This window comes from Polaromonas sp. (assembly GCF_030680935.1).
GTDB lineage: Bacteria > Pseudomonadota > Gammaproteobacteria > Burkholderiales > Burkholderiaceae_C > Polaromonas.
Genome location: NZ_JAUXUP010000042.1, coordinates 57,471 through 77,399, shown reverse-complemented (window position 1 = coordinate 77,399; position 19,929 = coordinate 57,471). Strand labels below are relative to the sequence as shown.

General features: G+C 61.6%; 19 protein-coding genes. 10 read left to right on the top strand and 9 right to left on the bottom strand.

From position 1 onward, the window contains the following. Positions 1-185 precede the first annotated feature (185 nt). From Q8L50_RS11255 to Q8L50_RS11235, 5 genes are read right to left on the bottom strand one after another with little or no spacing between them, the layout of a single operon-like run. Positions 186-1,001 carry an SDR family NAD(P)-dependent oxidoreductase gene (locus tag Q8L50_RS11255; RefSeq protein WP_305348751.1) on the bottom strand — a complete coding sequence of 272 codons (816 nt, stop codon included), beginning with the start codon at positions 999-1,001 and terminating at the stop codon, positions 186-188. Then, a complete protein-coding gene (locus Q8L50_RS11250) occupies positions 998-1,636 on the bottom strand; it encodes a 2-dehydro-3-deoxy-6-phosphogalactonate aldolase (protein WP_305272994.1) in 639 nt (212 codons plus the stop codon). Before Q8L50_RS11250 ends, Q8L50_RS11255 begins: the two co-directional genes overlap by 4 nt. 18 nt (positions 1,637-1,654) lie before the next feature. Beyond that, entirely contained in the window at positions 1,655-2,551 is an 897-nt protein-coding gene (locus tag Q8L50_RS11245; RefSeq protein WP_305272997.1) for a 2-dehydro-3-deoxygalactonokinase, read from the bottom strand. A gap of 5 nt (positions 2,552-2,556) precedes the next feature. Then, positions 2,557-3,561 (bottom strand): D-erythronate dehydrogenase, encoded by a 1,005-nt coding sequence (gene denD / locus Q8L50_RS11240; protein ID WP_305273000.1) that lies wholly within the window; start codon positions 3,559-3,561, stop codon positions 2,557-2,559. A 15-nt stretch (positions 3,562-3,576) separates the two neighbouring features. After that, a complete protein-coding gene (locus Q8L50_RS11235; RefSeq protein WP_305273003.1) occupies positions 3,577-5,319 on the bottom strand; it encodes an IlvD/Edd family dehydratase in 1,743 nt (580 codons plus the stop codon). Between the two features lie 86 nt (positions 5,320-5,405). On the opposite strand from Q8L50_RS11235, the gene Q8L50_RS11230 reads away from it, so the two are divergent. From Q8L50_RS11230 to Q8L50_RS11195, 8 genes are all read left to right on the top strand, one after another. Continuing rightward, positions 5,406-6,356, top strand: a complete 951-nt coding sequence (locus Q8L50_RS11230) for a 2-hydroxyacid dehydrogenase (protein ID WP_305348750.1) — start codon at positions 5,406-5,408, stop codon at positions 6,354-6,356. A gap of 4 nt (positions 6,357-6,360) precedes the next feature. After that, positions 6,361-7,104: a FadR/GntR family transcriptional regulator gene (locus tag Q8L50_RS11225; protein ID WP_305273008.1), complete on the top strand. Its 744-nt coding sequence runs from the start codon at positions 6,361-6,363 to the stop codon at positions 7,102-7,104. A gap of 26 nt (positions 7,105-7,130) precedes the next feature. Next, positions 7,131-7,688, top strand: a complete 558-nt coding sequence (locus Q8L50_RS11220) for a TRAP transporter small permease (RefSeq protein WP_305273011.1) — start codon at positions 7,131-7,133, stop codon at positions 7,686-7,688. Continuing rightward, the gene (locus Q8L50_RS11215) at positions 7,685-8,983 is read left to right on the top strand and encodes a TRAP transporter large permease subunit (protein ID WP_305273014.1); all 1,299 of its coding nucleotides are present in this window, start codon (positions 7,685-7,687) and stop codon (positions 8,981-8,983) included. Before Q8L50_RS11220 ends, Q8L50_RS11215 begins: the two co-directional genes overlap by 4 nt. Positions 8,984-9,025: 42 nt before the next feature. After that, positions 9,026-10,030 carry a TRAP transporter substrate-binding protein gene (locus tag Q8L50_RS11210; RefSeq protein WP_305273017.1) on the top strand — a complete coding sequence of 335 codons (1,005 nt, stop codon included), beginning with the start codon at positions 9,026-9,028 and terminating at the stop codon, positions 10,028-10,030. A gap of 63 nt (positions 10,031-10,093) precedes the next feature. After that, positions 10,094-11,299 (top strand): mandelate racemase/muconate lactonizing enzyme family protein, encoded by a 1,206-nt coding sequence (locus tag Q8L50_RS11205; RefSeq protein WP_305348749.1) that lies wholly within the window; start codon positions 10,094-10,096, stop codon positions 11,297-11,299. Between the two features lie 31 nt (positions 11,300-11,330). Continuing rightward, positions 11,331-11,849 carry a gluconokinase gene (locus Q8L50_RS11200; RefSeq protein ID WP_305348748.1) on the top strand — a complete coding sequence of 173 codons (519 nt, stop codon included), beginning with the start codon at positions 11,331-11,333 and terminating at the stop codon, positions 11,847-11,849. Between the two features lie 57 nt (positions 11,850-11,906). After that, positions 11,907-12,290: a hypothetical protein gene (locus Q8L50_RS11195; protein WP_305348747.1), complete on the top strand. Its 384-nt coding sequence runs from the start codon at positions 11,907-11,909 to the stop codon at positions 12,288-12,290. Between the two features lie 78 nt (positions 12,291-12,368). On the opposite strand, the gene Q8L50_RS11190 is transcribed toward Q8L50_RS11195, so the two are convergent. Beyond that, a complete protein-coding gene (locus Q8L50_RS11190; protein ID WP_305348746.1) occupies positions 12,369-12,932 on the bottom strand; it encodes an epimerase in 564 nt (187 codons plus the stop codon). 7 nt (positions 12,933-12,939) lie between these two features. Beyond that, entirely contained in the window at positions 12,940-14,631 is a 1,692-nt protein-coding gene (locus Q8L50_RS11185) for a DEAD/DEAH box helicase (RefSeq protein WP_305273032.1), read from the bottom strand. Positions 14,632-14,917: 286 nt separating this feature from the next. Between Q8L50_RS11185 and ettA the strand changes: the two genes are divergently transcribed. Next, complete coding sequence (gene ettA, locus Q8L50_RS11180; RefSeq protein ID WP_305273035.1) at positions 14,918-16,579, top strand: energy-dependent translational throttle protein EttA; 1,662 nt, start codon at positions 14,918-14,920, stop codon at positions 16,577-16,579. 126 nt (positions 16,580-16,705) lie between these two features. Then, on the top strand, positions 16,706-17,242 hold the full coding sequence (locus Q8L50_RS11175; RefSeq protein ID WP_305273039.1) for a DUF1415 domain-containing protein: 537 nt from the start codon (positions 16,706-16,708) through the stop codon (positions 17,240-17,242). Between the two features lie 163 nt (positions 17,243-17,405). On the opposite strand, the gene Q8L50_RS11170 is transcribed toward Q8L50_RS11175, so the two are convergent. Continuing rightward, positions 17,406-18,740 (bottom strand): TAXI family TRAP transporter solute-binding subunit, encoded by a 1,335-nt coding sequence (locus tag Q8L50_RS11170; protein ID WP_305273042.1) that lies wholly within the window; start codon positions 18,738-18,740, stop codon positions 17,406-17,408. Between the two features lie 168 nt (positions 18,741-18,908). After that, positions 18,909-19,916: a sodium:calcium antiporter gene (locus Q8L50_RS11165; RefSeq protein WP_305348745.1), complete on the bottom strand. Its 1,008-nt coding sequence runs from the start codon at positions 19,914-19,916 to the stop codon at positions 18,909-18,911. Positions 19,917-19,929: the final 13 nt, after the last annotated feature.

The following is a 19,929-nucleotide window of genomic DNA, read 5'->3' as shown; positions in this document are numbered from 1 at the left end:
ATCCGGGCGCGGCTGTGGTTGCGAGAACTGAAAGCAGACGAACGGGCGTCATGGTGAACTCCGGTAGTGAATGTCCCAGTCTAGGGAAGTTGCCACGGTTCAGGCGACGCCATCCCCTCGCACGCATGATCCAGGTCAACTGGCGACTGAAAACCGGAGGCGCGGCACCCGCCGCCACCCATCCGTCAGACCGTAACCGTGTAGTTCAGCGTCATGCGCCCGCCATCAACCACCACAATTTCACCGGTGATGTAGCTGGCAGCATCGCTGGCGAGGTAGGCTACGGTGTCGGCAATCTCCGAAGGGGTGCCCAGGCGCTTCATCGGGGTGCGGCTCATGATTTTTGCCTTGGCCTCGTCGCTGGTCAGCACGGCTTTGGCGGCCAGCTCGGTGGCGATGGTCCCAGGCGCGACCGCGTTGACGCGGATGCCCTTGTCGGCCAGCGCCAGTGCCATCACACGCGTGAGCTGGTTGATGCCGCCCTTGCTGACGTTGTAGCTGGCAATCGTGGGAATGGCCAGCATGCCGTTGACCGAACTCATGTTGATGATGCTGCCCCGCGCGGTGGAGCCGTCGATGCCTGGCCTTGCTTCGGCCCTGGCCATCACGCGCGCCACCGCCTGGCCGACCAGGAAGGAACCCTTGAGGTTGATGCGCAGCACGATGTCGAAGTCGGCCTCGGTCACTTCCAGAAAATCCGCTGCGCGAAAGATGCCTGCGTTGTTTACCAACACATCGACGCGGCCATACGCCGCCATGGTCTGTGCCACCAGCGCATCCACCTGCGCCTTGTCACCCACATCGCAATGCACATACAGCGCGCCCAATTCGCCGGCCAGCGCCTGACCGCGCGCGTCGTCGATATCGGCAATCACTGGCCTGGCGCCTTCGCGGGCGAAGCGCCGTATGCAAGCCTCTCCGATGCCTTGCGCGCCGCCTGTGACGATACAAACGCGACCGGCCAGGCCAAACGATATTTTTGAGGGTGTTTCTGGGTTCATGCCCTTATGTTACCTGCGCAAGAAGCTATGAATTTTATAGCGATTGCGTGCACCTCAGCCGCCGTGATACCGGGTTTGTAGAGCGCCGATCCAATGCCGAAGCCGTTTGCCCCTGCGGCGAAGTAGGGTGCCATGTTGTCCGGTGTGATGCCGCCCACTGGCAGGACCCGGGTGTCGGTCGGCAACACTGCGCGCAAGGCCTTCAGCACCGCTGGAGTGATCATTTCGGCCGGGAAAATCTTTAAACCCGTGGCTCCTGCATCGAGCGCCGCAAACGCCTCGCTGGCCGTGATCACGCCCGGCAAGCAGACCAGGCCCAGGCGCACCGCCTCGCGTACCACTGCCGGGTTGAAATTGGGTGAGACGATCAATTGGCCCCCAGCTGCGTGCACCTGCTGTACGTCCTGCACGGTCAACACCGTGCCGGCTCCGACAAGCGCCTGGGGCAAGGCCGCCGCCAGCGTATGGATGCTTTTCATCGGGTCGGGCGAATTAAGAGGCACTTCCAGCAGGGTCCAGCCCAGTCCTGCCAGTGCCTGGCCGATGGGCAGAGCTTCTTGCGGTTGTAGGCCGCGCAGGATGGCGATCAGGGGAAGCTGTGCCAGTGCGGCTTCAAATTTTTCGTGGGGTGTCATGGCTTGAGGATGGATTGTTCAATCAGCTTGAATGGTTTGCGCCAGCGCCCACAGCCCTTGCCAGGCCGCCTCGGCCCCGACACGCTGCACAGACACTTTGCGCTGCATCAGCGCGCGCTCGTAACGCTGGGTCAGCGCGTCCGAGCCGATGAGGACGACACGCGTGCCGGGAGCCACGGATTGCGAACGTGTTTCCTCGCCAATGACCAGACCGGACAGGTAGCTTGCCAACGCCGGGCCGGTCATGCGTTCAAACAGCGACAGCGTGCGCACGCTGAAGGCAGTTTGCAGCAAGCTGCCACCCTGCAGGGCCAGCCCAACGCCCTGGTCAAAGGCGTCCTGATCCAGGTCGCCGTCGTTCTGTGGCAGCGTACGCGCCAGAATCGAATGTTGACGCAGCAGCGCGTAGAACTCGCCGGTCATAAAGGTGCTGAAGCTGCGTATTTTTCCGGCCTGCACAGTCACCCACTTGCTGTGGGTGCCGGGCAGCACCAGCAGGGCGTCCTGGATGTCCAGCAGTTGCAGGGCACCCAGGACCTGGGTTTCTTCGCCGCGCATGACGTCTGGCACGCCGGCGTTTTCGCAGCACAGACCCGGCACGATGGCCATGCGTCCGGCCTGAACCCAGGCCAGATGCGACGCTACTTCGTCAAAGCCTGCCGGACAGGCGCAGTAGGGCGCCTCCTGCCAACCCTGTTTGCTGCCCGCCATGCCGGCGATCAGGCACAAGGTGTTTTTGTCACGCAGCCAGTCGCCAAAACAGGTGTCAAAAACCGCAGCAAATCCGCCGGGTGAAACCGTCAGGATGCCGCGTGCAAAAGCGCGCTCCTCGATCACTTGACCCTGCGGGTCCAGCCATGCGCCTCGCAGGGACGAGGTGCCCCAGTCCACTGCCAGCAAAGTGCGGGCACTCATGCGGTTCAGCGTTGCAGGCCTTGCAGCGCGTCGGCCGGATAACCCGGTTGCTGGCAGTCCGCGATGTATTGCTCGATGATGGCCCTGAAAGACGCGTCAGGGCGCAAGCCGAGTTTTTGCGCCCGCTCTGCGGTGGCGCCACGGGACCAGTTGGCCACTATGGCGGCGATACGTTCATCCCGTTCAAAACGCACCCGCTTGCGTACGGCTGGCCCGGCCACGTCCTCAAGCGCCTGCAACATGTCGCCCACGCGAACATTCAGGCCGGGCAGGTTCAACGCAAGGCGCCCGCCCATGGCTTCGCTGGTCGCTTCGAACACGGTGATCAGGCCACGCACGGTATTCGACGGCGATGACATCGGGTGCGTGACATCCTCATCGACCGGGCAAGTGGTTTCGACACCGGACAGCGGCTCGCGGATGATGCCACTGAAAAACGACGAAGCGGCACCATTGGGTTTGCCGGGGCGCACGGTGACCGTCATCAGGCGGGCGGACCGGCCGTCGATGAAACCCTTGCGTGTGTAGTCGGCGATCAGGTACTCACACATCAACTTGTGCGTACCGTAGGATGTTTGCGGTGAAGGCAGGGTGTTATCGGTCACCAGATCGGGCAACGGGTTGGCCTTGTCGGGTCCGAACACCGCCACCGAGCTGGCAAACACGAGGCGAGGGCTGTTGCCTGCCGCCCGCAGCCCGTCCAGCAGGAGCCGGGTGCTGTCAAGATTGGAGCGCAAGCCGAGTTCGAAATCCAGCTCGCACTCCCCCGAGACTGCGGAGGCGAGGTGAAACACTGCGTCGAATCCGCTGGCAAACAACTCGGACTGGTTCAGCAGGGGGCCGGTGTGCGCTTTCACCCGGGGGTCTGCGGCCAGATCGGCTGGGGGCGCAAACAGATCAGCAATGTGAAGTTCGGCGATGGTCTGGCCATTGAGCTGGCCGGTTTTGAGCAACTCGCGGGAGAGTCGTGCGCCCACAAAACCGCCGCCGCCGGTAACGAGTAATTTCATATCAGTCCTTGATGATCAGTGATTGTCGCGCGGCACAAACGCGCCGCGCTTGCCGACCAGAAAGTCCAGGTCCACACCTTCGTCGGCCTGCAACACGTGGTCGACATACAGCTTCCAGTAGCCCGACGACAAAGGGGGTGGCGGCGCTTTCCACAGGCTCAGGCGCCGCACCATCTCTTCGTCGCTGATCAGCAACTGCAGCTTGCGCTCAGGTACGTTGAGCTCAATCATGTCGCCGTTCTGCACCACCGCCAGCGGGCCGCCAGCAGCAGCTTCCGGCGCGGTGTGCAGCACCACGGTGCCGTAGGCGGTTCCGCTCATGCGCGCGTCGCTGATGCGTACCATGTCGGTGATGCCTTTGCGCAGCACCTTGGGCGGCAGCGGCATGTTGCCCACTTCCGCCATGCCCGGGTAACCTTTGGGCCCGCAGTTCTTCAGCACCATGACGCAGGTTTCGTCGATGTCGAGGTCTTCGTCGTCGATGCGGGCATGGAAGTCCTCGATGTTTTCAAACACCACGGCACGGCCGGTGTGCACCATCAGCGCCGGGGTCGCGGCACTTGGCTTGATGACCGCGCCGCGCGGCGAGAGGTTGCCACGCAGCACCGCAATGCCGGCCTTGTCCTTGAAGGGCGTGGCCAGTGGCTGGATCACCTCGGTGTTGTAGTTCTGCGCATCGGCAATGTTTTCGCCTATGGTTTTTCCGTTCGCAGTGATGGCGCCCGTGTGCAGATGCTGCGCGATTTCCTTCATGACCACCGGCAGACCACCGGCGTAGCAGAAGTCTTCCATCAGGAATTTGCCCGAAGGCTGCAAGTTGACCAGGCAGGGCAGTTCGCTGGCCAGGCGGTCGAAGTCGTCGACCGTGAGCTTGATGCCGATACGCCCGGCCATGGCGATCAAATGGATCACCGCGTTGGTCGAGCCTCCTATGGCAGCCAAAGTCTTGATGGCGTTTTCAAATGCTTCACGCGTGAGGATTTTTGAGAGCGTGAGGTCTTCGTGCACCATCTCCACGGCGCGGCGGCCCGCCATGCGCGCCAGCACGTTGCGCCGGCCGTCGACAGCAGGGTAGGCGGCGTTGCCCGGCAGGCCGATACCGAGCGCCTCGACCATGCTGGCCATGGTGCTGGCGGTACCCATGGTCATGCAGTGACCGTGGCTGCGGTGCATGCAACTCTCGGCCTCAAAAAAATCGGCGAGTTTGAGGGTGCCAGCGCGGACCTGTTCGCTCATGCTCCAGACGCCGGTGCCCGAGCCCAGTTCCTGGCCGCGCCATTTGCCGCTGAGCATGGGGCCGCCGCTGACGCCGACCGTGGGCAGGTCCACACTGGCCGCACCCATGACCAGCGAGGGTGTGGTCTTGTCGCAGCCCATCAGCAGCACCACACCGTCGATCGGGTTGCCGCGAATGCTTTCTTCCACGTCCATGCTGGCCAGGTTGCGGTACAACATGGCGGTCGGGCGCAGCAGGGTTTCGCCGAGCGACATCACCGGAAACTCCAGCGGAAAGCCGCCGGCCTCGTACACGCCGATCTTGACCTGCTCGGCCAGCGTGCGGAAATGGCTGTTGCACGGCGTCAGCTCGCTGAAGGTGTTGCAGATGCCAATCACCGGTCGGCCGTCAAACTGGTCGTGTGGCACGCCCTTGCCTTTTACCCAGCTGCGGTAGGCAAATCCGTCACGGTCCTGGCGGCCAAACCATTGCTGGCTGCGCAACTCTTCGGGCTTCTTTTTCGGCGTCTTCTGTTCGGTCATAGGGAAAATCCTTAATTGGTAAACGTATTATCGTCATACCATTGCGCCGCAAATCCTAGTAATAACCATGAGCGCAGGAGTGATCCTTGTCCCGTCCCCATATTTTGACCGTTGCCAAGCTTGCGCCGCTGTTTGCAGAGCAGCTTCATGCTGCTTACGAGGTACACGACCGCCTGCACGAAACTGATCCGGTCGCCTTCGCGAAAGTTGCGCCACTGATACGCGGCATCGCTGGCAGTGGTGAATCGAAAGTCCCGCGTGCACTGATGGACCAGTTGCCTGCGCTTGAAGTGGTGTCCATCATGGGTGTAGGGTACGACGGCGTAGATGTGTCCGTTGCAGTTGAGCGCAGTATTCCTGTCACGCACACGCCCGGCGTGCTCAATGATGAGGTGGCCGATCTGGCCATCGGCCTGATGCTGTCGATCGCCCGGCGCATCCCCCAGGCCGATCAATATGTGCGTGCCGGTCGCTGGGGCAAGGAAGGCCCCATGCCGCTGACGCGCAAGGTGTCGGGCGCGCGCCTCGGTATCGTCGGGCTTGGGCGCATCGGCCAGGCCATCGCGCGGCGGGCTGAAGCCTTTTCAATGTCGATTGCCTATACCGGTCGCAAGGCCCAGCCCGGCGTGGCCTATGCGTATTACCCAACGGCAACGGCGCTGGCCGAGCAGGTGGATTTTCTGATCGTGATCACGCCTGGCGGCGCTGGCACGCACCACCTGATCAATTCGGACGTGCTCAAAGCGCTGGGCCCGGAGGGCTACCTCATCAATGTCGCGCGTGGCTCGGTGGTGGATGAAGACGCGCTGGTTGATGCGCTGCGCAAGCGCGTGATTGCTGGAGCGGCCCTTGACGTGTTTGCGAAAGAGCCACATCCTTCCGAGGCCTTGTGGGGCATGGACAACGTGGTGCTGACCCCGCACATCGCCAGCGCCACCCGACAAACACGGCAGGCCATGGCTGAGCTGGCAGCGGCCAACCTGCATGCGCACTTTGCGGGTCAGCCGCTTGTCAGTCCGGTGCCTGAGTGGCAGTGACTTCATGATCAAAAACGTCCACGGAAACACGGTTGACCACCTCGGCGAAGCCATCGTCGCGGGGCGTTATGCCGTGGGTGCGTCGATCCCGCCGGAGCCGGTGCTGTGCCAGGAACTTGGTGTCAGCCGCACCGTGGTTCGGGAAGCGGTGAAGTCGCTGATTGCCAAGGGTTTGATGACGACCGGTCCCAAGGTCGGCACGCGGGTACTGTCCGAAGACCACTGGAACTGGTTTGATCCCGATGTGATCATCTGGCAGTCCAAAGCCGGCCTGACCGCCGATTTTTTGCGCGACTTGCAGGATTTGCGCCGCGTGGTGGAGCCTGCGGCAATGCGGCTGGCGGCCGAACGCGCCACGGCGCAGGACATCGCCGAGGTCGAGGCAGCCTACGCCGGCATGAAACGCGCGGTGGAAGACGGTGGCGATTACGTGACGTATGACCTGCGGTTTCACCAGGGTCTGCTGCGCGCCAGCCGCAATCGCATGTTGGTGCAGATGAGCAAGGCGCTGGGCGCACTGTTGCGCACCAGCTTTGAAATTTCCACGCGGCGCAAGGACGGTCCGGCCCACTCACTGCCGCTGCACCGTGCCGTGCTCGACGCAGTCATAGCGCACCAGCCCGACGAAGCCGAACGGGCAATACGGGTACTGATTGACGGCGCGAAAGAAGACATCGAGGAAGTGCTGGCTTCGCGCCGGCGCCTGCCCGTCCTGAGTGTTCCTGCACGGCAGCTCAAGGCCGCCTGAGCATCAAAGAGAGACGCAAAACAGTCATGCAAAAAGCAATCGATCAATCGATTTACTGGTTCTTCAAGTTGCTTGAACTTCTGGTGGTTGTCTGCATGGTCGCCATGGTCGTCATGGTTTTCGGCAACGTGGTGCTGCGTTATGCCTTCAACTCCGGCATTTCCGTTTCGGATGAAATGTCGCGCTACTTCTTTATCTGGCTGACGTACATAGGTGCGATGGTGGCCATGCATGAAGGTGGGCACCTCGGCGTGGACACCCTGATCAAACATTTGCCGGTGATGGGCAAGAAAGTCTGCCTTTTTCTCAGTGAAGCATTGATGCTGTTCTGCAACGGCTTGTTCCTGCTGGGAACCTGGAAAATGCACGACTTGCAGGTGACCAATGTCTCACCGGTGGTGGGTATTTCCATGATCTGGGTGTATGGCATCGGCTACGTGGTGGCGGTGGTGATGGCCATCATCAATCTCAATGTGCTGTACCGCTTGTGCACCGGTCAGATCAGCGAACAGGAACTGGTGCAGGTGATCGAAACCGAAGGTCTGGCCGACGTCGAGAAACAATTCAAAGAGGCCAAGGCATGACTGTTAGCGTTTTCATCCTCAGCCTGCTGGCCGCCATGGCGATTGGCATGCCGATCGCTTATGCGCTGCTGGTTTGCGGCGTGACACTGATGGCTTTTCTGGCTGCAACCAGTGGGCTGGTGACCTTTGACAGCCAGATCCTGGCACAACGCTTTGTCGAAGGGGCCGATAACTTCCCGCTGCTGGCCGTGCCCTTCTTCCTGCTGGCCGGGGAGTTCATGAATGCGGGCGGCATCAGCCGGCGTATTGTCAATCTGGCGATGGCCTGGGTCGGGCACTATCGCGGCGGGCTGGGTTATGTCACGGTGATTGCCGCAGTCATCATGGCCTCGCTGTCGGGCTCGGCCATTGCCGATACCGCCGCCCTGGCCGCATTGCTGATCCCGATGATGCGTGCAGCCGGCTACAACGTCGGGCGCGCCTCCGGCCTGATAGCGTCGGGCGGCATCATTGCGCCGGTGATTCCACCGTCCATCGGGCTGATCATTTTCGGCGTGGCCGGCAATGTCTCCATCACCAAGCTGTTCCTGGCGGGCATTGTTCCCGGCCTGCTCATGGGTGTAGCCATCGGCCTGACCTGGTGGTGGATTGCCAGAAAGGAAAATGTGCAGCCCGCGCCCAAGCTGTCCATGGCTGGCCGCCTGCACATCACGGCCCAGGGCGGCTTTGCCCTGACCCTGCCCATCGTCATCATCGGTGGCATGAAGTTCGGCATCTTCACGCCGACCGAAGCTGCCGTCGTGGCCGCGGTCTACAGCTTTGTTGTCGGCATGTTCATCTACCGGGAGTTGAAGTGGTCGCAGCTCTACGGGCTGATACTGGCAGCTGGCAAGACGACTGCGGTCGTGATGTTCCTGGTGGCTGCCGCCATGGTCAGCGCCTGGTTGATCACGGTGGCCAACATCCCCACGGAGGTTGCCGAACTGATGTCGCCCTTCATGGACAACAAGATGCTGCTGATGCTGGTGATGATGGTGCTCATCATTGTTGTCGGCACGGCACTGGATTTCACGCCCACGGTATTGATTCTCACGCCGGTTCTCATGCCGGTGGTACTCAAGGCCGGCATCGATCCCGTCTACTTCGGCATCATGTTCATCATGAACAACGCCATCGGTCTGATCACGCCACCAGTGGGCACCGTGCTCAACGTGGTGTGTGGCGTCGCCAAAATCAGCATGGACGACGCCTTCAAGGGGGTGCTGCCTTTCCTGATGGCGCAGCTGGCCGTGCTTTTCCTGCTGGTGCTTTTCCCCGCGATTGTTACCGTTCCCCTGCAGTGGTGGATGCGGTAATCACTTTTTCCCAACCCTGTCGTTTATATAAAGGAGACAACCATGTTCAAACGCAGAACCCTGGCCCTAGCGGCCGCCGCCTTGCTAGTCGCCACCTCGTCGTTCGCGCAGTTTGCCGATCGCACGATCAAGTTCACCAATGGGGTCAACGAGGACCATCCGGTCGGCGTCGGCGTCAAGAAAATGCAGGAAGTGCTGGCGGCAAAAACCGGCGGCAAAATGAAAATCAACGCTTTCTGGGGCGGCGCGGCGGGCGGTGACCTTCCGGCCACGCAGGCATTGCGCGCCGGCACCCAGGAGATGGTGTGTACCTCGTCATCCCCACTGGTAGGCATCGTCAAGGAGCTCGGCGCCTTCGATCTGCCCTTTCTGTTTGCCAATGAAAAAGAAGCTGATGCGGTGCTTGACGGCCCTGCCGGAGCCTACTTCAACAAGAAGCTTGAAGAAGCTGGCCTGATCAACCTGGCTTACTGGGAAAACGGGTTCCGCAATCTGACCAACAGCAAGCGGCCGGTTGCCAAAGCTGAAGACTTTGACGGCGTCAAGGTCCGGGTGATGCAGAACAATATTTTCCTCGATACCTTCAAGACCCTGGGCACCAATGCCGTGCCCATGGCTTTTGGCGAAGTGTTCACCGCGTTAGAGACCAAAACCATTGACGGTCAGGAAAATCCTTTTGTGACGATTGAAACCTCCAAGTTCAATGAAGTGCAGAAGTACCTCAGCGTCACCCGCCACGCTTACACCCCTTTCCTGGTGCTGTACAGCAAAAAGCTGTGGGACCAGCTGAACCCGCAGGAGCAGGCTGTGTTGCGCGAAGCGGCGATGGAAGGACAGAAGGTCCAGCGCGCTGCCAACCGCACACTCAACGAAAAATCGCTGACCAGTCTGAAGACCAAGGGCATGCAGGTCAACGAGGTGAGCGCAGCCGAGCAGCGCCGCATGTTTGAAAAGGTCAAGCCGGTGTATGAGCGCAACGTGCCGACCATTGGCAGTGAAGCAGTGACCACCGTGCTCGATGCCCTGAAGAAAGCACGCGGCGGCTGATTGTCATGATCAACCGGGGCCGCAGGAGGTAGAGCTCCTGCGGCCTTTTTTTCGGAGATACCCTTGAAGATCACCAAAGTTGAAACCCTGAGACTCGGCGAGTTTCCCAACATCATCTGGGTTCGCATCCATACGGACGAGGGCCTGACTGGGCTCGGCGAGACCTTCATGGGCGCTGCGGCCGTCGAAGCCTACATTCATGAATGGGCCGGTCCCAAGCTGCTGGGCAAAGACCCGCTGGCCATAGAGGCGCGCAACAAGGACATCACCGGTTACCTGGGCTGGCGTGGCTCGGGTGTGGAAACGCGCGGCAACTCTGCCGTCGACATTGCCTTGTGGGACATTTTTGGCAAGGCTGCCAACATGCCGCTGTATACGGCGCTGGGCGGCAAGAGCCGTGACAGCATACGCATTTACAACACCTGCGCCGGTTACCAGTACGTGCGCAGCACCGTGAACCAGAGCAGCGCCAATTGGGGCATAGGTGCGGCGAAGAAAACCAATGCCGGGCCTTACGAAGATCTGGAAGGCTTTTTGCACCGGGCCGATGAACTGGCCGAATCCCTGCTGTCCGAGGGTGTGACAGCGATGAAGATCTGGCCTTTCGATCCCGCTGCCGAAAAAAGCGACGGCCAGTACATCAGCAACGCCGATCTCGATCTGGCACTGGAGCCCTTCCGCAAAATCCGCGATGCCGTGGGTGAGCAGATGGACATCATGGTTGAGTTTCACAGCCTGTGGCGACTGCCCATGGCGCAGAAGATCGCGCGGGCACTCAAACCCTTCAACACCTTCTGGCACGAGGACGCGATCCGCATGGACTCGCTGGACCTGCTCAAACAGTACTCGAAAGATTGCGATGCGCTGATCTGCGCCAGCGAGACCCTGAGTTACAAATGGGGCTTCAAGGATTACCTGCAAACCGGCGTCGCCGGTGTGGCCATGCTGGACCTGAGCTGGTGCGGCGGCTTGACCGAGGCGCGCAAGATTGCCGCCATGGCCGATGCCTGGCAGTTGCCGGTGGCGCCGCACGACTGTACCGGGCCGGTGGTCTGGGCGGCGTCCAGTCACCTGTCGCTGCATGCGCCGAATGCGCTGATACAGGAAAGTGTGCGCGCTTTCTACACCGGCTGGTACAAGGAACTGGTGACCGAGTTACCCACGGTGACCCTGGGCATGCTGAGCCTGAACGGCAAGCCGGGCCTGGGGCTGGAGCTGCTGCCCGACCTGCACCTTCGGGCTGATGCCACGGTGCGCTGGTCCAAATGAAGTAAATGGGCTACGGCAGAATATGACCGTGATGTGTTCCGATATTTTTGTCGTCATGGGTGTCAGCGGTTGCGGCAAAAGCACCGTCGGAGCCCAGCTGGCTGCCGCCCTGGGACTGGCGTTTCTCGAGGGCGATACGCTGCATCCGGCGCGCAACGTGGCACGCATGGCGGCCGGTTTTGCACTCGGCGATGAAGACCGCGAGGGTTGGTTGCAGGTGCTGGCCGAACACTTGCGGCAAGCGCATGTCGCAGGGCAGGGGCTGGTGCTGTCGTGTTCTGCCCTGAAACGCGCTTACCGCGACATCCTGCGTAGCGGCGCGCCAGATTTGTATTTAGTCTACCTGCATGGTGAGCACGCGTTGCTGGCGGCGCGTATGGCCGCGCGCACCGGACACTACATGCCGCCGTCGCTGCTCGACAGCCAGCTCGCCACGCTGGAGCCGCCCGGCGCGGGAGAAAATGTTCAGGGCTTTGATGTGGCGGAGCGGCCTGAAGACATCGTCGCCGCCATTGTGGCCAGCCGGCGTGAGACCGGCATCGCCCCCTGAGTTTTTTTGCCAAACTTTTGAATCGTTTCTTTTCCGGACTTGGGACCAGTTCTTGCCATGACCAATTTCACCAAAGTCATTCTCTTCACCGATACCGATGGCCGCGCCAGATTCCGCGAGGAACCGGTCGCACTCAGCGAAGGGTCGCCGCAGGCCATGCTGTCGCCGCTGGCACCGTCCAGCGGCTACCAATTGCGCCACAGCCCGGTGGGTTTTCGCAGCCAGTTCCACTGCACGCCCAAGCCGCAATGGGTGTTCATTCTGGGTGGGCAGATGGAAATTGGCCTGCAGGGCGGGGTGTCGCGGGTGTTCAGTCCCGGCGATCATTTTTATTCCGCTGACCTGCTTCCGGCTGGCGCCACATTTAACGCAGCGGTGCACGGCCACTGGAGCCGGCAGGTCGGGCCGGACTCGCTGGTCACGCTGTTTTTGCAGGGATGAATGCCCCAGTGTGCTATCGAAGTGATAGCTGCTTTCGCCCGCCGGGTAAGGGCTGGAGAGCCAAAAGACCTGATGTTTTCAGCGGGGCTGCATGTCGCCCGAGAGCAGCACGGTGTGGCCTGAGGGGCTTGCCTGCACGGCGCCTACCAGCGCAGCGGCCACATCTGCAGCGGCAATCGCGCGGTAGTTGGCGGGGGTCACAGGCCTGAGCAGGCGCATGGCTGTCGCCGCCAGTTTTTCTGCGCCACGTCCGGGCTGGCCCAGGGCACTGCGGTCGCCGCTGAGCAGCGAAGGGCGGGCCAGCACCACGCGGTCATAAGCCAGACGGCCGACGGCGTTTTCCATCTCGCCCTTGACGCGGTTGTAAAAGACAGTCGATTTGGCGTTGGCACCCATGGCGCTGACGATGCCCAGCCTGCGCGCACCAGCGGCACGCGCGGAGCGGGCCACGGCCAGCACGGCGTCAAAGTCGACGGCACGGAAAGCCTGCTGGCTCCCCGCGCCCTTGATCGTGGTGCCCAGGGCGATGAACACATCGTCCACCGGCGGGGCCGTGAATGCAGAAAGTGCGTCCGTCAGGTGCACCACCAGTTTGGGGTGTACCTGAAACGGTGCGCGGCGGCCCACACAGTGAACCGCCACATACCTTTTATCGGCCAGTAAACGGGCCAGAATTTCCCGACCGACCAGACCCGTTGCCCCGGCCACCAGCGCCACCCGAGCGTCCGCCGCCACCACCGCCGCCTGCGGGGCGTCCGCCGCCCCGGTAGTTGCCGCGATTGCCGCCAGTGGGCTGGCCGGAAGAGGGGAAGCCGGAGGAGACATGGCTGGTGGGTTGGGCATCATCGTCGCGCTCCTGGTTGTGCTGACGCGGTGGCTGGGCGTTCGGATTGCGCGCCTGCTGGTTGCCTTGGGCGTAACCCGAGTTCTGACGTGGCTGGGCGCCCTGCGGCTGGCTGCGGCCACCATTGCCGCCACCGCCGCTGCGGCCACGGCCGCCGCCATTGCCGCCACCGTTGCCACCGCCTGCATTGCCGGCACCACGGCCACCTTGCGGCTTGGTCTCGCGGATACGCGTCATCATTTCGCTGCGAGCGGCCTTGGCGGCTGCCTGCATCACGTCGCGGCTTGGCGGCTTGCCGATGCCACCCCAGATGGTCTGGCGGCCCATGGCCAGCGGCTCGGCTTTTTCGCCAGGCTCGGCTTCAAAACCGGGAACTGTCACCTTCTCAATATTTTGTTTGGTGAAACGCTCGATGTCCTGCATGAAGCCTTCTTCGTCCAGGCAGACCAGGCTCACAGCCTCGCCGCTGTTGCCGGCACGGCCGGTGCGGCCAATGCGGTGCACATAGTCTTCGCTGACGTTGGGGATTTCATAATTCACAACGTGTGGCAGCTCGTCGATGTCAATGCCGCGGGCGGCAATGTCGGTAGCCACCAGCGCGCGGATGCTGCCGCTCTTGAAATCGGCCAGCGCCTGGGTGCGGGCGGTCTGGCTCTTGTTGCCGTGCAAGGCCATCGCAGGGATGCCGTTTTTCGTCAGGTGTTCGGCCACATTGTTGGCGCCGAACTTGGTGCGTGTGAACACCAGCACCTGGCTCCAGTTGTGCTCGTTGATGATGTGTGTCAACAGGGCTTTTTTCTTGCCGCGACCGACCGGGTGAATGGTCTGCGTGATGCGCTGCACGGTTGTGTTGCGCGGTGTGACCTGGATGCTTTGCGGGTTCTTCAGCAGGCCGTTGGCCAGTTCGCGGATCTCGTCGCTGAAGGTGGCGGAAAACAGCAGCGACTGCTTTTGTTTGGGCACCAGGGCCAGTACCTTCTTGATGTCATGGATAAAACCCATGTCCAGCATGCGGTCGGCTTCGTCGAGCACCAGGATTTGCACCTGGCTCAAGTCCAGCGTGCCCTGGCCGGCGTGGTCCAGCAGGCGACCGGGGGTAGCCACCAGGATATCGACGCCGCGGCGCAGTTTGTCAACCTGCGCGCCCATGCCAACGCCGCCGAACATGACCATGGAGCTGAGCTCCAGATACTTGCCGTAAACGCGCACACTTTCTTCCACCTGGGCGGCGAGTTCGCGCGTCGGGGTCATGATCAGGCAGCGCACGGCGTTGACGCCGCGCTTGTTTTTCAGGGCTGGCTCACTGGACAGGCGCTGCAGCATGGGCAGCACGAAGGCTGCCGTTTTGCCGGTACCGGTCTGGGCGCCGCCCAGCAGGTCGACGCCGGCAAGGACGGCAGGAATCGCCTGGGCCTGGATCGGAGTGGGGGTGTCATAGCCTTGCTCAAGCACGGCTTTAAGAATGGCCGGAGCCAGGTTCAGATTTTCAAAAGTCATTTTTTTGCACTGCAGGAGTGCTCAGGATCGGCCTGTGGGAGCTTGTGGGCATCCCGCCAGTCAAAGGCAGATGGGGTCAGGGGGTTGGGCTAAAAACACCGCGCATCGTTGCCGAAACTGTCACTGAGGTGTGCCCGAATGTTGCAGGCAACTGGAGCCAGCAACCCGAGTATTGTCGCACGGAACGATAATCAAGGGATGCCCGCAAAAAATCGCCGAAAATCAACGGCTGACTTGCGCTCACGCCTCCCCTTTTTTGTTTCCCCTTTTTAGAAGTTGAACCCTGATGGCCCAGTACGTATTTACCATGAACAAGGTCGGCAAAATTGTGCCGCCCAAGCGTCAAATTCTCAAGGACGTTTCTCTCAGCTTTTTCCCCGGCGCCAAGATCGGCGTGCTGGGCACCAACGGCTCGGGCAAGTCCACCCTGCTCAAGATCATGGCGGGTCTGGACACCGAGATCGAGGGTGAAGCGACTCCCATGCCGAACCTGAACATCGGCTACCTGCCGCAGGAACCCAAACTCGACCCCATGCACACCGTGCGCGAAAGTGTCGAAGCCGGCATGGGTGCGGTGTTTGCCGCCAAGGCGCAACTCGAAGCGGTGTACACCGCCTATGCCGAGCCTGATGCGGACTTCGACGCGCTGGCCGCCGAGCAGGCGCGCCTCGAAGCCATCATTGCGACCTCCGGCTCCGATTCCGAGCACCAGCTGGAGATCGCCGCTGACGCACTGCGCCTGCCGCCCTGGGACGCCGTGATCGGCGTCTTGTCCGGCGGTGAAAAGCGCCGCGTCGCGCTGTGCAGCCTGCTGTTGTCCAAGCCGGACATGCTGCTGCTTGACGAGCCGACCAACCACCTGGACGCCGAATCGGTGGACTGGCTGGAGCAATTTTTGCAGCGTTACCCCGGCACCGTGGTGGCCATCACCCATGACCGATACTTCCTGGACAACGCGGCCGAGTGGATTCTGGAGCTGGACCGTGGTCGCGGCATTCCCTGGAAAGGCAACTACAGCAGCTGGCTGGACCAGAAGGGCGAACGCCTGGCGCAGGAGCAAAAGGGCGAGGAAGCCCGTGCCAAGGCCTTGAAGAAAGAGCTCGAATGGTCACGCCAGAACCCCAAAGCGCGTCAGGCCAAAAGCAAGTCGCGTCTGGCACGTTTTGAAGAGCTGTCTGATTTCGAATACCAGCAGCGCAACGAAACCCAGGAGATTTTCATCCCCGTGGCCGAGCGCCTGGGCAACGAAGTCATCGAGTTCAAGAACGTCAGCAAGTCTTTTGGTGACCGCCTGCTGATCGACAACCTGAGCTTCAAGGTGCCGGCTGGCGCCATCGTCGGCATCATTGGTCCCAACGGGGCCGGCAAGTCCACGCTGTTCAAACTGATTGCCGGCAAGGAGCAGCCTGATAGCGGTGAAGTGGTCATCGGCAAGACCGCTCGCATGGCCTTTGTGGACCAGCACCGTGATGACCTGGCCAACGAAAAGACCGTCTGGGAGGACATCTCCGGCGGGCTCGACATGCTCACCGTCGGCAAGTTCACCATGCCGAGTCGCGCATATGCCGGTCGCTTCAACTTCAACGGCGCCGACCAGCAAAAACGCGTCGGTACTTTGTCGGGCGGCGAGCGCGGACGCCTGCATCTGGCCAAAACATTGATTGCCGGCGGCAACGTGTTGATGCTCGATGAGCCGTCCAACGACCTGGATGTGGAAACCCTGCGCTCGCTGGAAGATGCACTGCTGGAGTTTGCGGGTTCCATCATGGTGATCAGCCATGACCGCTGGTTCCTGGACCGGATTGCCACCCATATTCTTGCCGCAGAGGGCGACAGCCAGTGGACCTTCTTTGATGGCAACTACCAGGAATACGAGGCTGACAAGAAGAAACGTCTGGGTGAAGAGGGCGCCAAGCCGAAGCGCATGCGGTTCAAAGCGCTCAAATAATGCCCCCACGCTTGTCACTTCGTGTACTGCGCTGCCCCCCGGGGGGGCGCTGCGCCTGCAGCCCGGCAAAGCCGGTTCCGCGGCCCCTGCTTGAAGGGACCCACGTCGCAGGTTCTGGTCGCGCCGATGACTGACGAGGCTGTACTCGCCGCAACGCGGCAATGGCTTGAAAGAGCCGTGATAGGGCTCAACCTGTGCCCGTTTGCCAAAGCGGTTTACGTAAAAAACCAGGTGCGCCTGGTGGTCAGCAAGGCGCGCCATGCTGATGATCTGCTCGAGGAGCTGGACCGGGAGCTGGATTTACTGGTGGCAACGCCGGCTGAAGAGATCGACACCACGCTGCTGATTCACCCGACCCTGTTCGATGATTTTCTGGACTTCAACGATTTCCTGGAAATCGCGGAAGGAGTGGTCGATGAACATGAATTGGAAGGCGTGGTGCAGCTCGCCAGTTTTCACCCGAAGTTCCAGTTTGAAGGCACCGGGCCAGAGGACATTGGCAACTACACCAACCGGGCGCCATTTGCCATCCTGCATTTGCTGCGCGAAGAAAGCGTGGAGCGGGCGGTCGAGGCTTTTCCGGAAGCCGAGGCGATTTTTGCGCAGAACGTCGCCACGCTGGAGAAGCTGGGGCTTGCAGGCTGGAAGGCGCTAGGGCTTTAGCCGGGACTTCAGCCGTTTACGGGTGTGGCGCCGGCTCAGCCGTCACTGCCATAAGGCCGGGTGATGATTTCCAGGTAGTGACCTTTCGGGTCATTCCAGTCAACGCCTCGGCGCCACTAAAGGCCCGGCGCGCTGAAACTCCGCGCCCGCTTCAAGGTTTTTATCAGGGTGACGGCGCGTCCAGGCGTTGCAGCTTCTTGCGCACGAGGTGGATGTTGCTGCGCAGCGCATACAGCTCGTCGGTGTAGGACAGCGGAACACTGATTTTTTCTGCCCGGCCTTCAAGCGCGTTGAGCTCATCGAGAAGGGTGCTCGTGTTCTGTGTTTCGGCGATGCGGTTTTCAATGTCTCGCAGTTGCCCATACCACCTGAAGATGCGTGAACGCACGCGGAACTCGTAGAGCGGCGGCACGATGCGCGACAGCGGCAGCATCACCGCAATGATGATGCCCATCACCAGCCACATGCGTTCGACCAGGTTGGCCACCCAGAAGGGCAGGTAACGCTGCAGCAGCGGTGCATCGTTTTTGATCGCCCGTTCGGCTTCCTTTGAAATGGGCAGTTCGCTGTTGTCGCGGTTGGGGAATTCACGCGCCGCCTTGAACCAGCCTGCCGGCCCGTGAATCACATTGCCGGCCTGTGCAAACAACTGCACAAGCGCCGGATGGGTGGTGGTTCTGGCTATCAGCGACGTCGTGGGCGCCACAAGATTGACGTCTTCGGCCGGAACATTGCGCGCCAGATCCACCACGCCTTGCGGCAGGCGCGCAGTGCTCAGGAAAGAAAACCGTTTGGAGTAAGCCTCGCTGTGGGTGAAATTCATGAGCTTGACGCCGGGTGTCTGCAGCAGCATCTGCACCATCAGGGATTCGGGGGCCGAGGCAAACACGATGGCATCCAGTTCACCGTTCAGAAAGGCCACGGTGGCTGGCGTCTGGTCCAGGTTCGAGACTTTGAGGCTTGCCGGCTCGATCCGGTTGCTCTCAAGCAACTTGCCCATCAGATTGGGTACACCACTGCCTGGTGTGCCCAGGTTGATACGCAGCCCCTGCAACTGAACCAGTGAAGTGATGGCTGAGTCTTTTTTGGCTCTTCGCGCCAGCTCTTCACGGTAAAACAGCCACAGCGGTTCAACAAACAGGCTGCCCAGCGAAGTCAGGGATTCTGCGTCTGCTTCGTCGTAAGTACTGGTGCCACCCTGCACAAAACCGAGGTCGGCCTTGCCTTCGCGCAGCAGTTGCAGGTTGTGTGCAGAGCCCTGCGAAGGCAGCAGCATGACTTCGATGCCGTCTTTCGCCAGGAGTGTGGCGTAACGCTTGCCAAACTCTTCATAAGCGCTTTGCGCCGGGCCCGTGGCCAGGGTGACACGTTTGGGTGGGTTGGGGTCCAGCCACCAGTAGGCCGCCACCAGCAGCGTCAAGGCGACGACGATGAACGGCCCGGCCGACACCCACAGGTCGCGCAGGGACAGCAGGGTGTAACGTATGGTTTTGGGCATGGGTGCACCTTATCATGCATGATCGACCGGCCTGTGGCGCTGCGTTAGAGTTTTGATGAAAGCGGCTGCAGGCCCTTGACTGGCGGACGCTGGATGCTATAGCCAGCATAGCAATAAGGGAGGTCTTCCGGAAGCATGGACCGGGGAACCCGATTCATTCTGCCTGGGTCAGGCGTCGCCGTGCAGAAAGACCAGCGCCGCATTGAGCAGATAGATGGCCAGCAGCCCCACGCTCACCCAGCTCACAAAACGCAGTGCGCGGCCCTGCGGCCGCATCACCAGCCCGATCATCACCAGCCCGCTCATGACCACGGCGGCGACGGCCGTACCCGCATGTACGGGCGAGACATTGGCCAGCAGCGGCCCGCGGGTGTAGAAGATGTCGTCAACCGCCAGAATGGTCACGTTGAACAGGTTGCTGCCGAGCAGGTTGCCGATGGCCATGTCGAGTGCACGCAGGCGCAGCGCTGACAGCGTGACGGCGATTTCGGGCAGCGTCGTGACCAAGGCCATCAGCAGCGTGCCGACAAAGCTCCGGCTCCAGCCCATGGTCTGGGCCAATTGGTCGGCAATGGAGGGCAGCCAGCTGCCGGCAGCCAGCACCACCAGCGCCGCCATCCCGAAACGGCGCCAATGGAGGCTCAACTGCGGCGGTGGTCCGGAGGCTGCATCGGGGTCAACTTCTCGCCGCAGCGATTGCTCGTGCGCAAAGACGCTGCGAAGTGCCAGCAGGTAAAGCGCCAACAGGGCCGGGCTGTACAGCCCCAGATGCAGCATGGCAGGTGTGGCGGCGGGAAGCAGCAGACTCATGGCGACAAAGCCCAGCATCACGACGCCAAAGGCGGCGGACAGCAGGTGCGCCGCGCTGGCGTGGCGGTAGATCGGCTGGCGCGGCTGCAATGCGTCTATCACCACCAGGAAGACGAGGTTGAACACACAGGCACCCAGTGCGTTGCCCACGGCCAGGTTGGGTGCATCGATGAGCGTGACGGCGCTGATGCCCGAGGCCAGCTCGGGCAGCGAGGTTACCGTGGCCAGCAACGCCAGGCCCATCCAGCCTCCTGTCAGCCCGGTGGCTTTTGCGATGTGATCGGCACTCTGGCACAGCACATAGCCTGCACCGGCGATCAGCACAGCGCACAGCAGAAACTGCAGGACGAGCATGATCAGGTTCATGCTGGCTGCCCCT

What these genes read in the sequence shown, in the direction of transcription:
- ettA (WP_305273035.1), top strand. Translation starts at nt 14,918, where the DNA reads ATGGCCCAGTACGTATTTACCATGAACAAGGTCGGCAAAATTGTGCCG.
- Q8L50_RS11195 (WP_305348747.1), top strand. Translation starts at nt 11,907, where the DNA reads ATGACCAATTTCACCAAAGTCATTCTCTTCACCGATACCGATGGCCGC.
- Q8L50_RS11215 (WP_305273014.1), top strand. Translation starts at nt 7,685, where the DNA reads ATGACTGTTAGCGTTTTCATCCTCAGCCTGCTGGCCGCCATGGCGATT.
- Q8L50_RS11170 (WP_305273042.1), bottom strand. Translation starts at nt 18,740, where the DNA reads ATGCCCAAAACCATACGTTACACCCTGCTGTCCCTGCGCGACCTGTGG.
- Q8L50_RS11210 (WP_305273017.1), top strand. Translation starts at nt 9,026, where the DNA reads ATGTTCAAACGCAGAACCCTGGCCCTAGCGGCCGCCGCCTTGCTAGTC.
- denD (WP_305273000.1), bottom strand. Translation starts at nt 3,561, where the DNA reads ATGAAATTACTCGTTACCGGCGGCGGCGGTTTTGTGGGCGCACGACTC.
- Q8L50_RS11255 (WP_305348751.1), bottom strand. Translation starts at nt 1,001, where the DNA reads ATGAACCCAGAAACACCCTCAAAAATATCGTTTGGCCTGGCCGGTCGC.
- Q8L50_RS11250 (WP_305272994.1), bottom strand. Translation starts at nt 1,636, where the DNA reads ATGACACCCCACGAAAAATTTGAAGCCGCACTGGCACAGCTTCCCCTG.
- Q8L50_RS11185 (WP_305273032.1), bottom strand. Translation starts at nt 14,631, where the DNA reads ATGACTTTTGAAAATCTGAACCTGGCTCCGGCCATTCTTAAAGCCGTG.
- Q8L50_RS11175 (WP_305273039.1), top strand. Translation starts at nt 16,706, where the DNA reads ATGACTGACGAGGCTGTACTCGCCGCAACGCGGCAATGGCTTGAAAGA.
- Q8L50_RS11165 (WP_305348745.1), bottom strand. Translation starts at nt 19,916, where the DNA reads ATGAACCTGATCATGCTCGTCCTGCAGTTTCTGCTGTGCGCTGTGCTG.
- Q8L50_RS11220 (WP_305273011.1), top strand. Translation starts at nt 7,131, where the DNA reads ATGCAAAAAGCAATCGATCAATCGATTTACTGGTTCTTCAAGTTGCTT.
- Q8L50_RS11235 (WP_305273003.1), bottom strand. Translation starts at nt 5,319, where the DNA reads ATGACCGAACAGAAGACGCCGAAAAAGAAGCCCGAAGAGTTGCGCAGC.
- Q8L50_RS11225 (WP_305273008.1), top strand. Translation starts at nt 6,361, where the DNA reads ATGATCAAAAACGTCCACGGAAACACGGTTGACCACCTCGGCGAAGCC.
- Q8L50_RS11200 (WP_305348748.1), top strand. Translation starts at nt 11,331, where the DNA reads ATGTGTTCCGATATTTTTGTCGTCATGGGTGTCAGCGGTTGCGGCAAA.
- Q8L50_RS11245 (WP_305272997.1), bottom strand. Translation starts at nt 2,551, where the DNA reads ATGAGTGCCCGCACTTTGCTGGCAGTGGACTGGGGCACCTCGTCCCTG.